The organism is Azospirillum sp. TSO35-2 (assembly GCF_003116095.1).
Lineage (GTDB): Bacteria > Pseudomonadota > Alphaproteobacteria > Azospirillales > Azospirillaceae > Azospirillum.
The window spans coordinates 845,021-861,454 of record NZ_LGRA01000008.1 but is presented as its reverse complement, the minus strand read 5'-3'; the positions used below and the strand labels follow the sequence as shown (position 1 = coordinate 861,454).

The 16,434-nt window shown below is 70.0% G+C and carries 12 protein-coding genes; 9 read left to right on the top strand and 3 right to left on the bottom strand.

Features of this window, described 5'->3' with window-relative positions; genetic code table 11:
• Positions 1 to 43 precede the first annotated feature (43 nt).
• From TSO352_RS05335 to TSO352_RS05315, 5 genes are all read left to right on the top strand, one after another.
• A complete protein-coding gene (locus TSO352_RS05335) occupies positions 44 to 1,672 on the top strand; it encodes a fumarate hydratase (protein ID WP_109106281.1) in 1,629 nt (542 codons plus the stop codon).
• Between the two features lie 125 nt (positions 1,673 to 1,797).
• Positions 1,798 to 2,037: a type II toxin-antitoxin system CcdA family antitoxin gene (locus tag TSO352_RS05330; RefSeq protein WP_109106280.1), complete on the top strand. Its 240-nt coding sequence runs from the start codon at positions 1,798 to 1,800 to the stop codon at positions 2,035 to 2,037.
• Entirely contained in the window at positions 2,037 to 2,354 is a 318-nt protein-coding gene (locus tag TSO352_RS05325) for a CcdB family protein (RefSeq protein WP_109106279.1), read from the top strand. The genes TSO352_RS05330 and TSO352_RS05325 overlap by 1 nt, the downstream gene beginning before the upstream one ends.
• Positions 2,355 to 2,361: 7 nt before the next feature.
• Positions 2,362 to 3,042, top strand: a complete 681-nt coding sequence (locus tag TSO352_RS05320; protein WP_109106278.1) for an RNA pseudouridine synthase — start codon at positions 2,362 to 2,364, stop codon at positions 3,040 to 3,042.
• 69 nt (positions 3,043 to 3,111) lie between these two features.
• Positions 3,112 to 4,563 carry a sensor histidine kinase gene (locus TSO352_RS05315; protein WP_109106277.1) on the top strand — a complete coding sequence of 484 codons (1,452 nt, stop codon included), beginning with the start codon at positions 3,112 to 3,114 and terminating at the stop codon, positions 4,561 to 4,563.
• A gap of 358 nt (positions 4,564 to 4,921) precedes the next feature.
• Here the strand turns inward: TSO352_RS05315 and TSO352_RS05310 are convergent, their stop codons facing one another.
• Positions 4,922 to 9,028 (bottom strand): Pls/PosA family non-ribosomal peptide synthetase, encoded by a 4,107-nt coding sequence (locus tag TSO352_RS05310; RefSeq protein ID WP_109106276.1) that lies wholly within the window; start codon positions 9,026 to 9,028, stop codon positions 4,922 to 4,924.
• Between the two features lie 686 nt (positions 9,029 to 9,714).
• Here TSO352_RS05310 and TSO352_RS05305 point away from each other — a divergent pair.
• Positions 9,715 to 10,479, top strand: a complete 765-nt coding sequence (locus TSO352_RS05305; protein ID WP_247871907.1) for an SDR family oxidoreductase — start codon at positions 9,715 to 9,717, stop codon at positions 10,477 to 10,479.
• A gap of 46 nt (positions 10,480 to 10,525) precedes the next feature.
• Complete coding sequence (locus TSO352_RS05300) at positions 10,526 to 11,818, top strand: MFS transporter (RefSeq protein WP_109106275.1); 1,293 nt, start codon at positions 10,526 to 10,528, stop codon at positions 11,816 to 11,818.
• 110 nt (positions 11,819 to 11,928) lie between these two features.
• On the opposite strand, the gene TSO352_RS05295 is transcribed toward TSO352_RS05300, so the two are convergent.
• Entirely contained in the window at positions 11,929 to 12,411 is a 483-nt protein-coding gene (locus TSO352_RS05295; protein ID WP_109106274.1) for an Lrp/AsnC family transcriptional regulator, read from the bottom strand.
• Between the two features lie 133 nt (positions 12,412 to 12,544).
• On the opposite strand from TSO352_RS05295, the gene TSO352_RS05290 reads away from it, so the two are divergent.
• Together TSO352_RS05290 and TSO352_RS05285 are read left to right on the top strand one after the other, a co-directional pair.
• Positions 12,545 to 14,956, top strand: a complete 2,412-nt coding sequence (locus TSO352_RS05290) for a transketolase (RefSeq protein ID WP_109106273.1) — start codon at positions 12,545 to 12,547, stop codon at positions 14,954 to 14,956.
• 183 nt (positions 14,957 to 15,139) lie between these two features.
• On the top strand, positions 15,140 to 15,499 hold the full coding sequence (locus tag TSO352_RS05285) for a hypothetical protein (protein WP_146210715.1): 360 nt from the start codon (positions 15,140 to 15,142) through the stop codon (positions 15,497 to 15,499).
• Positions 15,500 to 15,518: 19 nt separating this feature from the next.
• Here the strand turns inward: TSO352_RS05285 and TSO352_RS05280 are convergent, their stop codons facing one another.
• Positions 15,519 to 16,313: a GntR family transcriptional regulator gene (locus TSO352_RS05280; protein ID WP_109106271.1), complete on the bottom strand. Its 795-nt coding sequence runs from the start codon at positions 16,311 to 16,313 to the stop codon at positions 15,519 to 15,521.
• Positions 16,314 to 16,434: the final 121 nt, after the last annotated feature.

The window sequence follows — 16,434 nt, the reverse complement described above, 5'->3', positions numbered from 1 at the left end:
AAGGCGAGCGGACGCCGTTGGATCGTCACGAAGGAACGCCCCGATGCCCGCCCCCACGCCCGCCCCCACCGCCGGCCTGTTTCCGCTCGCCAAGGACGACACGACCTACCGCAAGCTGACCTCCGACCATGTCTCCGTCGTCGAGTTCGACGGCGAACAGGTCCTGAAGGTCGAGCCGGAAGGTCTGCGTCTGCTGGCCGAGGCGGCCTTTGCCGACATCAACCACCTGCTGCGCCCCGGCCACCTCGCCCAGCTCGCCAAGATCCTGGACGACGAGGAAGCCTCGGCGAACGACAAGTTCGTGGCGCTCGACCTGCTGAAGAACGCCAACATCGCCGCCGCCGGCACCCTGCCGATGTGCCAGGACACCGGCACCGCCATCATCATGGGCAAGAAGGGCCGCCGCGTCTGGACCAAGGGCGGCGACGAGCAGGCCCTGTCGGAGGGTGCGCGCGACGCCTATCTGAAGCGCAACCTGCGCTACAGCCAGCTGGCGCCGATCTCCATGTATGAGGAGAAGAACACCCGCAACAACCTGCCGGCCCAGATCGACATCTATTCCGAGGGCGAGGACTATTACAAGTTCCTGTTCATGGCCAAGGGCGGCGGGTCGGCCAACAAGACCTTCCTGCATCAGGCCACGCCGTCGGTGCTGGCGCCCGACCGGCTGCTGAAGTTCCTGGAAGACAAGATCCGCTATCTCGGCACCTCGGCCTGCCCGCCCTACCATCTGGCCATCGTCATCGGCGGCCTGTCGGCGGAGCAGAACCTGAAGACGGTGAAGCTGGCCTCGGCCCGCTACCTCGACAACCTGCCGACTGAGGGCGGCGAGGACGCGCATGCCTTCCGCGATCTGGCGATGGAGGCGGAGGTCCACAAGCTGACCCAGAACATGGGCATCGGCGCCCAGTTCGGCGGCAAGTATTTCTGCCACGACGTCCGCGTCATCCGCCTGCCGCGCCACGGCGCGTCGATGCCGATCGGCGTCGGCGTCTCCTGCTCGGCCGATCGCCAGGCGGTGGGCAAGATCACCAAGGACGGCATCTTCCTGGAGCAGCTGGAGACCGACCCGGCCCAGTATCTGCCGGAGATCGGTGACGAGCATCTGTCGGGCGACGTCGTCCGCATCGACCTGAACCAGCCGATGGATCGGATCCGCGCGACGCTGAGCCAGTACCCGATCCGCACCCGCCTGTCGCTGACCGGCCCGCTGATCGTCGCCCGCGACCTCGCCCACGCCAAGCTGCGCGCCCGGCTCGACGCCGGCGAGCCGCTGCCGGAGTATTTCAAGAACCACCCGATCTATTACGCCGGCCCGGCCAAGACACCGGAAGGCTACGCCTCGGGCTCCTTCGGGCCGACGACGGCGGGCCGGATGGACAGCTTCGTCGACCAGTTCCAGGCGGCGGGCGGCTCCATGGTCATGCTGGCCAAGGGCAACCGCAGCGCGGAAGTGACGGCGGCCTGCAAGCAGCATGGCGGCTTCTACCTCGGTTCGATCGGCGGCGCCGCCGCCCGTCTGGCCCAGGACTGCATCAAGAAGGTGGAGTGCGTCGAGTATCCCGAACTCGGCATGGAAGCGATCTGGCGCATCGAGGTCGAGGACTTCCCGGCCTTCATCATCGTCGACGACAAGGGCAACGACTTCTTCAAGGAGTTGAAGCTCGCCTGATCGGGGCGGACGGGATGCGAGGGGGCGCGGCGCCTTGCAAGAGGTTCCGCGCCCGCTTTGTTTGTGCGCTTGCCGGACGGCACCGGGCGCGCCTATCTTCAGTGCGTCGGCAGGAGGGTTTCCCAATGGATGGCGTGTACGACAGGCGTGCCCCGAAGCGTGACGTCACCTTGTCCCTGGACGAGGACATTCTCCAGCGCGCGAAATCCCTTCCCGGCACCCTGTCGGAACGGGTCGAGAAGTTGCTGGCCGCCGACGTGGCGCAGGCGGAGCGCGAGCGCCGTCTGGACGCCACGATCGCCGCCTTGAACGCGTTCGACGACACGCACGGCTCGTTCGCGGACGAGCATCTCGATCACCTCTGATGGCCCAATTCGATGTTCATCGCAACCGGGGCGCAACCCGCTCCGGCACTCCCTATCTGGTGGTCGTTCAGTCCCAACGGTTCGACGCGTCGAAACGCCGGGTCGTCGTTCCGCTGCTGGCGGCCGACGCGGTGCAGACCGCAGAGCCGTCACTCACCCCGACGTTCGTCGTCGAGAGGCGCGATGTCCTCCTGAACCCGCTCCAGCTCGCGTCGGTTCCGGCCGAACAGCTTGGCGAGCGGGTCTGCTCCCTTGCCGACGACAGCGACCGCATCGTCGCCGCCATCGACCTTCTGATTTCCCGTGCCTGGGGATGAGCCGCCCGTGACACCCGCCCAACTCCAAGAGCGCATCCTGTACCGCGACGGGCTGATGCTGATCATCGACAAGCCGGCCGGTCTGCCGGTCCATGCCGGTCCGGCCGGCGGGCCGAACCTGGAGCGGTATTTCGACGCGCTGCGCTTCGGCTTTCCCAAGCCGCCGTCGCTCGCCCACCGGCTCGACCGCGACACCTCGGGCTGCCTGATCCTGGGGCGGCACGCCAAGGCGCTGCGCAAGATCGGCATCCTGTTCCAGGACGGCAAGGTCGACAAGACCTATTGGGCGGTGGTCGCCGGCACCCCGCCGCAGCCATCCGGCCGCATCGAGCTGCCGCTGGCCAAGGTGTCGAACAAGACCGGCGGCTGGCGCATTGTCGGCTCGCCGGAGGGCCAGACGGCGGTGACCGATTACGTCGTGCGCGGGCAGGGCGGCGGGCTGACCTGGCTGGAGCTGACGCCGCACACCGGCCGCACCCACCAGATCCGCGTCCATTGCGCCTCGATCGGCTGCCCGCTGGTCGGCGACCCGCAATATGGCGGGCCGGAGGGCAAGCCGCTGCACCTGCACTCCCGCGCCATTTCGCTGCCGCTCTACCCGAAGCGCGACCCCGTCGGCGCGGTGGCGCCGGTGCCGGCGCACATGCGGGCGGGGCTGGCCGCCTGCGGCTTTACCGAAACGCCATAGCCTTCGCGTCGCGGCATGCTCCCGCATGACGGCGGGACCGGCCGCGGCGGGCGGAGGTCGAGAGGGCACATGATACCGATCGGTACGACCACGGCCCGCTGGATGACCGCGCGCTACGCCCTGGCGCTGACGCTGATCGCCCTGGGCACGCTCGCCGGCTTCGTCATGACCGAGCGGGTGATCGGCCAGCACGAACGCATGCTGGAGGTGGTGAACGTCTCCGGCCGGCAGCGCATGCTGTCGCAGCGCACGGCGCTGCTGGTCGAACAGCTCAAGCACGAGGTCGATCCGGCGGCGCGCGTCGATCTCGCCCGCCGGCTGGGCGAGGCCACCGATATGTTCGAGTTGGCGCACCGCCGGCTGAACGGTCAGGCGGGGCCGGCGGAAGGGGTGCCGCTGGGGCCGCCGCCGAAGGACCTGTTCGCCAGCGACGGCGATCCGCTCGGGGCGCTGGTGAGCGAGCACATCGCGGCGCTGCGCCAGATGGTGGCGACCGCCGCCGCCGGCCAGCCGCCCGACCCGACGGTGGCCGATCAGGTGACCGCCCGGGCGCTCGGTCCCCTGCTCGACCAGTTGGAACGGATGGTCGCCCTGTACCAGGAGGAGGGCGAGGCGGGGTTCCAGTCCCTGCACCGGCTGGGGTTGGCCGCCCTGCTGGTGACGCTGCTGATCCTGGGCATCGAGGCGGTGGTGATCTTCCGGCCGATGACCCGGCAGGTGCGCGACCAGTTTACCGAAATCCTGCGCATGGCCGAGGCGATCGAGCGGGCCAACGCCACGCTGGAGCAGCAGGTGCGCGAGCGCACGGCCGAACTGCACACCGCCAAGACCGCGGCGGAGCAGGCGCACCGCGCCAAGTCGCGCTTCCTCGCCCACGCCAGCCACGACCTGCAACAGCCGCTGCAGGCCATCGGCATGTTCACCGGCATGCTGGAGCGCCAGCCCCAGAACACCAGCAAGACGGCGGCGCTGCTGACCGACCTGAAGGCGGCGCAGCGGTCGATGCGCGACCTGCTGAACGCGATCCTCGACATCTCCAAACTGGAATCGGGGGTGGTGACGCCGAAACCGACCGAGGTCCCGCTGGCGCCGCTGCTCGACCAGCTGGAGGCCGAATTCGGGGCCCAGGCGGAGGCCAAGGGCCTGCGGCTGCGCGCGGTCCCGACCAACGCGGTGGTGCGCAGCGACCCGGCGCTGCTGGAGCGCATCGTCCGCAACCTGATCGCCAACGCCATCCGCTACACCGAAGCCGGCGGCGTGCTGGTCGGCTGCCGGACCCGCGGCGACCGTCTGTGGATCGAGGTGTACGACACCGGCCGCGGCATCGCCGAACCCGACCGCCGCCGCATCTTCGAGGAGTTCGTGCAGCTCGACCGTCCCGACCGCGACCGCAGCGAAGGCATCGGCCTCGGCCTCGCCATCGTCGAGCGGCTGGCGCGGCTGCTGGGCCACCCGGTGATGGTCCGCTCGGTGGAAGGGCGGGGCACGGTGTTCGCGGTCGGCGTGCCGCGGGTGGAATAGGGCGGGGAGGGCGGCACTCCCCCGTAGGCGTTGACTTTGGGGTGTAGCCTCTCGAAGCCGAACACTCCCGTCATCGTGCATCACTGTATCGGCCGTCATTCCCGCGAAGGCGGGAATCCAGGCTTTCCCGAGAGGGATCGCATTGGGAAGTCTGGGTCCCCGCCTTCGCGGGGATGACGAAAAGTCCCTTCTCTCCCGTGAGTGATCTATGCCTGGAGATGTGTGCATGCCGTAGCGTCGTCACGCGGATGACGCTGAGACAGTGTCGACGAACTGGAAACGTTACGCGGCACCCAAGTTGGCGCCGATCGGCCGCACTCCCCCCGGGTCATTCACCCAGGGGGAGGCGCGGAGGGTGTTACGCCGCGGCCTTCACCCGGCCGACCTCGGCCGTGTGGGCCTGGGTCACCGGTTCGGCGGGGGCGCCGGTCCATTCGCTGTGGGCGGGGATCTCCTCGCCCTTCATCACCAGGGTCAGCGGGCCCAGGCGGGCGAAGTCGCCGACATGGGTGTCGTACAGCACGGTCGCCCCGGCCCCGACGGTGACGCCGGAACCGACCTTCACCCGGCCGACCTTCATCACGCGGTCCTCGTACAGGTGGGTCTGCAGGGCCGACAGCGCGTTGATGGCCGAATAGTCGCCGACCGACACGCAGTCGAACTCGGTGATGTCGGTGGTGTCCATGTAGACGCCCTTGCCGAACTTGGTGCCGAACAGGCGCAGCACCCAGGGCAGCATCGGCGTGCCGCGCAGATGGTCGAGCAGCACCTTGCCGGCCAGCCCCCAGTACAGCACCGCCACCGCCTCCGTCCGCATCGCCCACCAGGACCACATCGGCTTCATGGTCGGGGCGTAGCGGCCCATCAGCAGCCACTTCACCAGCGCCACCATCAGGACCATGGCGGAGGGGATGGCGACGCTGACCGCCAGGAACTGCCAGGCGAAGGCGCCCCAGCGGCCGTCGAGGATCGCCGGGGCGAACATCTCGACCGCGAAGGTGCCGAAGGTGATGAACAGCATCGACGGCATCGACAGGCTGAACGCCTCGAACACCGCGCGGCCGAGACGGCGGGCGCGCGACGGCTCGAACGTCCAGTTGGCCGACACGTTGTCGAACTTCTGGCGCACCGGCAGCTTCATCGGCGGGCTGCCGAACCAAGTGTCGGACGGCTGCATCTCCGCGTTGGTCGGCGGCTTGGACTTGATGCCGATCAGCACGCCGGTCGGGATGTCGGCGCCCGGCGGCACGACGGCGTCGTTGCCGACGAACACGCGGGCCTCGGTCCGCACCGGCTGCAGGTGCATCCAGCCGCGGCGGATGTCCTCGTCGCCCAGCACCACCTCGTCGGCGATGAAGCACTTCTCGCCGATCTCCACCAGGTCGTAGCGGCCGGCGAGGTTGGTCGAGATCTCGGCGTCGCGGCCGATCTTCGCGCCCATCAGCCGGTACCACGCCCGCATGTAGACGGTGGCGTAGAGCGAGCTGAGCGTCTCCAGCATCACCTCGGTCGCCAGCGCGATGATCCATTTGCGGACGTAGAACCAGCTGTGGACCGAGTAGGAACCGGCCTCCACCTTCGGCAGGACGATCCAGCGCATGGCGGCGATCAGCAGCACGGTGATGCCGACCAGGGCCATGGCGGTCGGCCACGCAATGGCCGGGACATAGTAGAGGTAGTTGACCTTGAACACCCCGCCCATCCAGGCGTCGAACTTGTCGAACAGGTAGAAGGCCGGGAAGATCGGGATCAGCGCCACCGGCGGCAGGCCGATCAGGGCGACCAGGTAGATCAGCGCCTGGGACGCGCGGGTGACGATGCCGGCGCGGGGCGCCTCGGGCAGCGCCGCACGGTCGACCTCGCCGACCTTGCGGGCGGGGGAGCCGTCCCAGGACTCGTAGGCGCCGGTGCGCATGCCGGCGGCGAGCGCGGTCAGGTCGGCCATCTCGGTGCCCGGCGCGACCACGGTGTCGTGCCCGATCACGCAGGAGGTGCCGATGTAGGCGTCGTCGCCGATTTCGATGGTGCCGATCACCAGCTCGTTGCCGATGACCTCGGCGTTGGCCAGCTTGACCTTGCCGCCGATCGAGGCGCCGCGGCCGATCGACACCAGGTCCAGCGCGCCGGACTCGATCTCGCCGATCATGGCGTCGGCGCCGACCCGGGCGCCCAGCGCCCGCAGGAACAGCCGCATGATCGGCGAACCCTGCAGCCACTTCAGGTGCACGAGGCTGATGAAGCGCTGCGCCAGCCACCAGCGGTAATAGTAGGTGCCCCACAGCGGGTAGCGGCCGGGCTTGGTCCGGCCGATGATCAGCCACTTGGCGGCGATGGCGATGACCAGCGTCGCCATGTTGATGATGACGTAGACGCCGAACAGCGTGCCGATCTCGCCCAGCAGCGTCGCGTCCTCGCCGGACAGCAGCATGTAGCTGACGAAGACGCCGAGCCACTGGACGGTCATCAGCGCCAGGATGACCGGCAGCGCCGCGGCCTGCGCCAGACCGCACAGCAGGCGGCGGTGCAGCGGCGGCGGATCGAAGGACAGGTCGGCCGGCTTGGCCCCGCGGCCCGACGGCGCCTTGGCGTCGAGCCGTTCGGCCATCGCCCGCAGGGTGCGGGCGGCGTAGACGTCCTGCAGCGTCAGCGTCGCCAGCCCGGCGGTCTCGCGCACGGCCGACACGAAGCGCGCCGCCAGCAGCGAATGGCCGCCGAGGTCGAGGAAGAAGTCCGCCTCCAGCGGGATCGACTGGCCGGGGAAGACGCGGCGGGCGGCGTCGAGCAGCGCCGCTTCAGTCGGGCCGCAGGGCTCCTCCTGCTCGCCGGCGCCGGCATCCTCGGTCAGGACCATCGCCTGCAGGGTCTTGCGGTCGGCCTTGCCGGAGGTCAGGCGCGGCAGCGCCTCCACCCGCTCGTAATGCGAGGGCACCATGTAGGCCGGCAGTTGGGCGCGCAGCGCGTCGCGCAGCACGGTCTTGTCCAGCACGGCGTCCGGCTGCGCCACCACGAAGGCGACCAGGCGGTCGAGCCCGTTGTCGTTGCGCAGCACGACGGTGGCCTGGGCGACGCCGGGCAGGTCGGTCAGCTTGGCCTCGATCTCGCCCAGCTCCAGGCGGAAGCCGCGGATCTTGACCTGATCGTCGATGCGGCCGTGGAAGCGCAGGTTGCCGTCGGCGTCCAGGCTGACCGCGTCGCCGGAGCGGTAGAGCACCGGGTCCTGCTGGTCGGCGCGGAACGGGTTGGCGATGAACTTCTCCGCCGTCAGCTCCGGCCGGCCGAGATAGCCCTGGGCCACGCCGGGGCCGCCGATCAGCAGCTCGCCCTGGGTGCCGGCGGGCACCGGGGCCAGCGCGTCGTCGACGACGTAGCAGGTGTAGTTGGGGATCGGGCGGCCGATGGTGACGGGGGTGTCGGGCTGCACCTCGGCCACCGTGGCGACGACGGTCGCCTCGGTCGGGCCGTAGCTGTTGAACAGGCGGCGGCCGGGGCGGCACCAGCGCGACGCGACCGCCGGCGGGCAGGCCTCGCCGCCCAGGATGACGACGCGCAGCGACGGCACGTCCTTCGGCAGCATCGCCAGCAGCGTCGGCACGGTGTCGAGCACGGTGACGCCGGCGTCGTTCAGCACGTCGGCCAGCCGGTCGGCCTCGTCCAGCACCTGGCGGCTGGCGACCCACAGGGTGGCGCCGGCCAGATAGGGGACGAAGATCTCCTCCAGCGACAGGTCGAAGGCCACCGAGGCGCCCTGGAACGCCACGTCGTCGGCGGTGATGCCGTAGACGCTGTTGGCGGCGCGCAGGTAGTGGCAGATGTTGCGGTGGCTGATGACGATGCCCTTGGGCTTGCCGGTCGAGCCCGAGGTGTAGATGGCGTAGGCCGGGCTGTCCGGCGTCACCCCGTCGGCGCGCAGGTCCAGCGGCCGGTCGTCGTCGCCCAGCACGTCGCCGATGCGCAGGGTCTGCACCGTGGCGCCGGCCGCCGGCAGCGCCGCGGCCTTGGACCCCGTCACCAGATCGACCAGGATGGCCGGGGCGGCGCAGTCGGCGAGGCTGATCGCGACGCGCTCCGCCGGGGCGTCGGCGTCGAAGGGCAGGTAGGCGGCGCCGGCCTTCAGGATGCCGAGCAGCGCCACATGCAGGTCGAGCGACCGCGCCATCCACAGCCCGACGAAGCAGCCCGGCCCGATGCCGCGCGCCCGCAGGCCGCGGGCCACCCGGTTGGCCCGCGCGTCCAGATCGGCATAGCTGACACGGCGGCCCTCATAGACGATCGCCGTGCGGTCCGGATGCGCCGCGGCGGTGGCCTGCGGGATGTCGGACAGCAGCTCGTCGCGCAGCAGCGACGGATCGACGACGCCGCTCAGCGTCGGCGCCGTCGCGGTGGCGATCCAGGGGGCGGAAATCGAGGATTGACCGGCCGGGGAGACGTCGATCGGGCCTTCTGCCCGCACGTTCAGCAGTGTCACGCTGTATCAGCCTTCCAAAGGGGATCAGCGCGATGGCGCCAAACGGATCCGATCGTCACTCGGTCCCGGCGGTCGGCTGAAAGCGGCTGGATGCCGCACACATGTTTTAGGGTTTCTTGGTTAACGGACTCTTGCCGGTTCATTAAACCGGACCCGTACCGATGGGAGAGGGCAAGTCCTGGTCCGTCCAAACGCCGCAAGAGCACGATCTGCACCGACCAAAAGAAAGTGGTGGACTCACCGTCCGGTACGCATGTGGATGCATGGTCGAGCGGGTAACGCTTACATGATCCGATCCGAACTTTCGGTCAAGGGTATGCGTGCGCAAGGGTGACGAACGGCTTTCGCGTGTGTCGGCATCACCACAAGCCGGTCGATCGGCCTTGGGCGGGACCGTGAGACGGAATAGCCGCTTGTTGATTCAAATGCGGAGATGACGGCGCGGGGTGGCGAGACTTTCCGTCGGCCCGGTCCGGCGTGGCTCGGCGCCGCCGTTTTTCTTGGACAGCGTCAGGTTGTCCATTCCGCGCATGGCAGCCTCGCCTGCGCTTTCCGCCGGCGGGAATATTTATGATGGACGTCATGAAAACGCCCATTCATGATGATCGTCATCATAAAGGCGCCGGTCCGCCGGCGATGGGCGCCGGACACGGGCAGGCGCGGAACCGCGCATCAGGAGACGGGGCATGAGCATTTCGACGGACATGAACGGGCGGGTGGCGCTGGTCACCGGCGGCACCTCGGGCATCGGGCGGGCCGCGGCGCTGGCCTTCGCCGGGGCGGGGGCGGAGGTGATCGTCACCGGCCGGCGCGAGGCGGAGGGGCTGGAGACGGTGGAACTGGCCGAACGGCTCGGCGGCCGTGCCCGCTTCGTCGCCGCCGACGTCACCGACGCGGCCGAGGTCGCCGCCCTGTTCGAACGGATCGAGCGCGACCACGGCCGGCTCGACGCCGCCTTCAACAACGCCGGCATCCACAGCGCCGCTCCGGTCACCGACCTGACGGAGGCGGAGTTCGACCGCATCCTGACGGTCAACGTGAAGGGTGTCTGGCTGTGCCTGAAGCATGAACTGGCGATCATGCTGCGCCAGGGCGGCGGTTCCATCGTCAACACCGGGTCGGTGCTCGGGCAGATCGGCATGGCCGGCAACGGCGCCTATTCCGCCAGCAAGGCGGCGGTGGAGGGGCTGACCCGCACCGCCGCGATCGAGGTCGCGGCACGGGGCGTGCGCGTCAACGCCGTCTGCCCGGCGATCATCCAGACGCCGATGTCCGCGGCCTCGTTCGGCGGCGCCGACCAGGTCGCGGCGGCGCTGGGGCCGCTCCACCCCGTCGGCCGCGTCGGCCGTCCGGAGGAGGTCGCGGCGGCGGTGCTCTGGCTCTGCTCCGACGCCGCGGCCTTCGTCACCGGCCAGTCCATCAACATCGACGGCGGCGTCACCGCCCGGTGACGATGGGCCAAGGCCGTTCTCTCGCGATTCCGGAGCCGTCATCGCCATGCTGTCCACCCCCCTCGCGACCGTCCTGGCGCGGCGGAACATCCATTACGGATGGGTCGTCGTCGCCGTCACCTTCCTGTCGATGCTGATCTCGGCCGGCGCGGTCGGTGCCCCCGGCGTGCTGCTGCTGCCGCTGCAGCGCGAATTCGGCTGGGACACCGCCGACATCTCCACCGCGATGGCGATCCGCCTGCTGCTGTTCGGCCTGATGGGGCCGTTCGCCGCGGCGATGATCAACCGCTTCGGCGTCCGCCGCATGGTGCTGGCGTCCTTGTCGCTGGTCAGCGGCGGACTGCTGGTCTCGCTGGCGATGCGCGAGGTGTGGCAACTGATCCTGCTGTGGGGCTTCGTCGTCGGCTTCGGCACCGGCCTGACCGCGATGGTGCTGGGCGCCACCGTCGCCACCCGCTGGTTCTCCGCCCGCCGCGGGCTGGTGGTCGGGCTGCTGACCGCCAGCTCCGCCACCGGGCAGCTGGTGTTCATGCCGCTGCTGTCGCTGCTGACCGAGGCTTATGGCTGGCGCAGCGCGCTCGGCCTGCTCTGCGGGTTGCTCGGGGTGGCGGCGCTGGCGATGCTGGCGCTGATGCGGGACCGCCCGGCCGACCTCGGCCTGACCGCCTTCGGCGAGCCGGCGGGCACGCCGCCCGCCCCGCGGCCGACCGGCTCCGTCCTGGCGGCGGCCATGGGGGCGCTGCGCGACGCCTCGGCCACCCGGACCTTCTGGGTTCTGTTCGCCACCTTCTTCATCTGCGGGGCCAGCACCAACGGCCTGATCCAGACCCACCTGGTACCGCTCTGCGTCGATTTCGGCGTGCCGGAGGTGCGGGCCGCCGGCCTGCTGGCGCTGATGGGGGTGTTCGACTTCGTCGGCACCGTCGGTTCCGGCTGGCTGTCCGACCGCTACGACAACCGCTGGCTGCTGTTCTGGTATTATGCCTTGCGCGGGCTGTCGCTGCTGTATCTGCCCTATTCGGACTTCACCGTTTACGGGCTGTCGGTCTTCGCGATGTTCTACGGGCTGGACTGGATCGCCACCGTGCCGCCGACCGTCCGGCTGACCGCCGAGCGCTTCGGGCGGGAGCGCGCCAACCTGGTCTTCGGCTGGGTCTTCGCCGGCCACCAGATCGGCGCCGCCACCGCCGCCTTCGGCGCCGGCCTGTCGCGCACGGCGTTGCAGAGCTACCTGCCGGCCTTCTTCATCGCCGGCGCGCTGTGTCTGGTCGCCGCGCTGCTGGTGCCGACGCTGGGCCGAGGAGCGGAACGTGCGAAGCCGGCCCCGGCACGGGGGTGATGCCAGCGGCACGGGTCATTGACCGGTGTCGCTGGAGGGCCGCAACGGCGGCCCCGCGGGCTCATGCCCGCGCCGGCGAGCCAGCGAATGCCGTTGATATGACCAGCCCGTCATCCCGCCAGATGCTCCAGCGGCAGCGCCGTGCGGTAGCGCACCTGCTTCAGCGCGAAGCTCGACCGGATGTTGGCGACGCCGGGGATGCGGGTCAGATGCTCCTTCAGGAAACGCTCGTAGCTGGCGAGGTCGGGCACCACCACCCGCAGCAGGTAGTCGGCGTCGCCAGTCATCAGGTAGCATTCCAGCACCTCCGGCCGCGCCATCACCGCGGCCTCGAAGCCGTCGAGCCGCGCCTCGACCTGCCGTTCCAGGCTGACGCTGACGAAGATGTTCACCGGCAGGTCGACCGAGGCCGGGTCGACCAGCGCCACATAGCGGCCGATCACCCCGGCCTCCTCCAGCGCCTTGACCCGCCGCAGGCAGGGCGAGGGCGACAGGCCGACCCGCTCCGCCAGCTCGTTGTTGGGCAGGCGCCCGTCCTCCTGCAAGGCGGCGAGGATCCTGCGGTCGATGCGGTCGAGGGCGTGCTTTGGCATCGGCTGCCGCTTTCTCTTTTGGATTGGCAGCCGATTCTAAAACGGACGCGCGACCAGCGCCACTTTGCAAGCACCTGCCGGGACACAAATGATAAGTTTCCTGTACCATAACCGCTGATCCGGGAAGCCCGCCATGACCGCGACCACGATCTCCGCCGACGACCTCGCCTGCCTGGCCGAGCTGGAGCGCAAGGTCCTCTGGCTCGCCTCCTGGACCATCCACAACGCCAACCATGTCCGCCCGAATGCGGACGGGCTGAAGATCGGCGGTCATCAGGCCTCCTCCGCTTCGCTGGCCACCATCATGACGGCGCTGTATTTCGCGGCGCTGCGGCCGGAGGACCGGGTGGCGGTCAAGCCGCACGCCAGCCCGATCTTCCACGCCATCCAGTATCTGCTGGGCAACCAGACGCGGGAGAAGCTGGAGACGTTCCGCGGCTTCAAGGGCGCCCAGTCCTACCCGTCGCGGACCAAGGACGTCGACGACGTCGACTTCTCCACCGGCTCGGTCGGGCTGGGGGTGGCGCAGACGCTGTTCGCCTCGCTGGTGCAGGACTATCTGAAGGCCAAGGGCTGGGCGCCCGGCCTGGCCGAGGGCCGCATGGTCTCGCTGGTCGGCGACGCCGAGATGGACGAGGGAAACATCTTCGAGGCGTTGCAGGAGGGCTGGAAGCACGGGCTGCGCAACACTTGGTGGATCGTCGACTACAACCGCCAGAGCCTGGACGCGGTGATCCGCGAGGGGCTGTGGGAGCGGCTGGAGAACATCTTCCGCGCCTTCGGCTGGGACGTGGTGATCCTGAAATACGGCCGCCTGATGCAGGACGCCTTCGGTGAGCCGGGCGGCGAGCGGCTGCGCCACTGGATCGACCATTGCCCGAACCAGCTCTATTCGGCGCTGACCTATCAGGGCGGCGCGGCGTGGCGCCGCCGCCTGATGGACGATCTGGGCGACCAGGGCGACGTCACCCGCCTGATCGAGCGCCGTAGCGACGCGGAGCTGGCCCGGCTGATGGGCAACCTCGGCGGCCACGACCTGCCGTCGCTGCTGGAGGCGTTCGAGCAGGCGCGCCGCCACGACCGGCCGGTCTGCTTCATCGCCTACACCGTCAAGGGCTTCGGCCTGCCGTTGGCCGGGCACAAGGACAACCACTCCGGCCTGCTGACCCGCGAGCAGATGGAGGGCTTCCGCGCCGCCAACGCCGTCCGCCCCGGCCATGAGTGGGACCGCTTCGAGGGCGCCGGCCTGCCGGCCGCCACGCTGGAATCTTTCCTGGCCCGCGTGCCCTTCGCGCAGAAGGGCCGCCGCCGCTATGGCGCCCCGGCCGTCGCGGTGCCCGCCGCCCTGGCGGTGCCGGCGCAGAAGATCCTGTCGACCCAGGCCGCCTTCGGCCTGATCCTGAACGAGATCGGGCGCGAGCGCTCCGGCCTCGCCGAGCGGATCGTCACCACCGCCCCCGACGTGACGGTCTCCACCAACCTGGGCGCCTGGGTGAACCGGCGCGGCCTGTTCGCCAAGAGCGAGATGGCCGACCTGTTCAAGAAGGAGCGCATTCCCTCGACCTACTCTTGGGAATTCTCGCCGAAGGGGCAGCACCTGGAGCTGGGCATCGCCGAATCCAACCTGTTCATCCTGCTGTCGGCGCTGGGCCTGTCGCACAGCCTGTTCGGCGAGCGGCTGCTGCCGATCGGCACCGTCTACGACCCCTTCATCATGCGCGGCGCCGACCAGTTGAACTACGCCTGCTACCAGGACGCCCGCTTCCTGCTGGTGGCGACACCGTCCGGCGTGACCCTGGCGCCGGAGGGTGGGGCGCACCAGTCGATCGCCACGCCGCTGGTCGGCATGGCCCAGGACGGGCTGGCCTATTTCGAGCCGGCCTTCGCCGACGAGCTGGCGGTGGTGATGCGCTGGGCCTTCGACTACATGCAGCGCGACGGCGAGGGCATCCCGGACGAGCGCAACTGGCTGCGCGACGAGACCGGCGGCGCCGTCTATCTGCGCCTGTCCTCCCGCGTGCTGGAGCAGCCGACCCGGACGATGGACGAGGCGTTGGAGCGCGACATCGTCGACGGCGCCTACTGGCTGCGCCGGCCGGGCCCCAACGCCCAGGTGGTGATCGCCTACACCGGCGCCGTCGCCCCCGAAGCGATCGCCGCCGTCGGCATGCTGGGGGAGGACCGGCGCGACGTCGGCCTGCTGGCGGTGACCTCCGCCGACCGGCTGCACGCCGGCTGGAGCGCCGCGCAACGGGCGCGGGAGCGCGGGCTCGGCCACGCCCGTGGTCACATCGAACGGCTGCTGGACGGGCTGCCGCCGCATTGCGCGCTGGTCACCGTGGTCGACGGCCATCCGGCGACGCTGGGCTGGCTCGGCTCGGTCGCCGGTCACCGCACCCGGGCACTGGGGGTGGAGCATTTCGGCCAGACCGGCACCATCGCCGACCTCCACCGTCATCACGGCATCGACGCCCACGGCATCGCGGCGTCGGCCGAGGCGATGTCTCCCGGCCGGCCGGTCCGCCATCTGCGGGCGATCGGCTGAGAGGACGGCCTTTGCCGCGGCGTGGTAAATGATGCGTGGCGGCACCGCCAAGCTGTGGCATTCTTCGGCTCCCTGGGGCTTTTCGACAAAGCGGAACCGATGATGTGGAGTGCCGACGCTGCCGAGTGCCTGTCCCGCCGACCCGATGAGCGCCCCCACCGGCGCCGGTCGAGCGCTGTGGCCGTGCTGGCGCTGATCGGTGTCGGGGCGATGATCGCCGGCGCCGCATCGATCGCCCGGGCCGAGACTCCGCCGCTGGCTTTGGAGCCGATGACCGATGGCGAGGCGGTGGGCATGGGCTGCATGCTCGTCGCCGTCGGCGTCGGCGCCGCGACGATCGCGGCCGGTGGCGTGGCCCTGATCGCGGCGGGGGCCGGGGTGGGGGCCACGGGCACCGCCGTGGCGGTTCCGGTCGTCGTCGCCACCATGGCCGGCGGCTGCACCGTTGGAGCGGTGGCGACACCCGCCTTCCTGTGGCTGACGCGCCAGGGGCACACGATCGGCAACGGCGTGGTCGGGCTGCTGCCGACCCCGGAGAAGTGACGGCGACGGATCCCCGCTCTCAGCCGGTCGCGTCTGATCCCTCGCGGCCTGATCCGTTGCCGCCGGAGCCGTTGCGTTTGGCCCGGCGGTCGAGCGCCTCGCGGGTGCGGTCGCGGGTGTAGGCGACCAGATCGCCCAGCGCCACCACCCCCGCCTCGGCGTCGTGCGCCGTGACCGCGTCGAGCAGGCGGGCGTGGAAGCCGACGATGGCCTCGCGCTCGCGCACCCGGTAGATGATCATGTTGCTGACCGGCTGCAGCGCCTCGACCACCGCGTGCATCAGGAAGGACAGCAGGGCGTTGCCGGCCGCATCCACCAGCGCCCGGTGAAAGCGCACATCCGACGCGCAGAACTCTTCATCGGTCAGGGCGGTGTCGCGTTGGCGCCCCAACTCGTCCTGCATGACCGCGAACGCGGCCGCCAGCGCCCCGTCGTCGCGGGCGGCGGCCAGCCGGCAGCAGACGCCTTCCAGTTCCAGCCGGGCGGTCGCCATGTCGTCCAATTGGATGTCGCCGACCGCGACCATCAGCGTGGTGGCGTTGGCCAGCGACCGCGCCGCGTCCTCCGGCGTCGGGCTGGCGACGAAGTTGCCGCCGGTCGGGCCGCGCCGCGACCGGATCAGGTGCTGGGCCGCCAACCGCTTCAACGCCTCGCGCACGGTGGGGCGGGACACCTTGAAGCGCTGCGCCAACTCCTCTTCGGTCGGCAGCCGCTCATCCACCTTCAAACGCCCGTCCATGATGGCGGTGCGCAGGCTGTCGGCGATCTGCTTGGCCGCGCTGGTGGTGACGACGCTTTCGAACTCGACGGGCATGGCCGCTCGCTGCTGGTTTCGAACAACTCTATGGTCAGAAGGTCAGACGATTCAACGATTGTGGCCAAGCCGGGCTCAAGGCCGCCGGTCGGCCCTCCTCCGAAAAAAGTTCACACGGGGT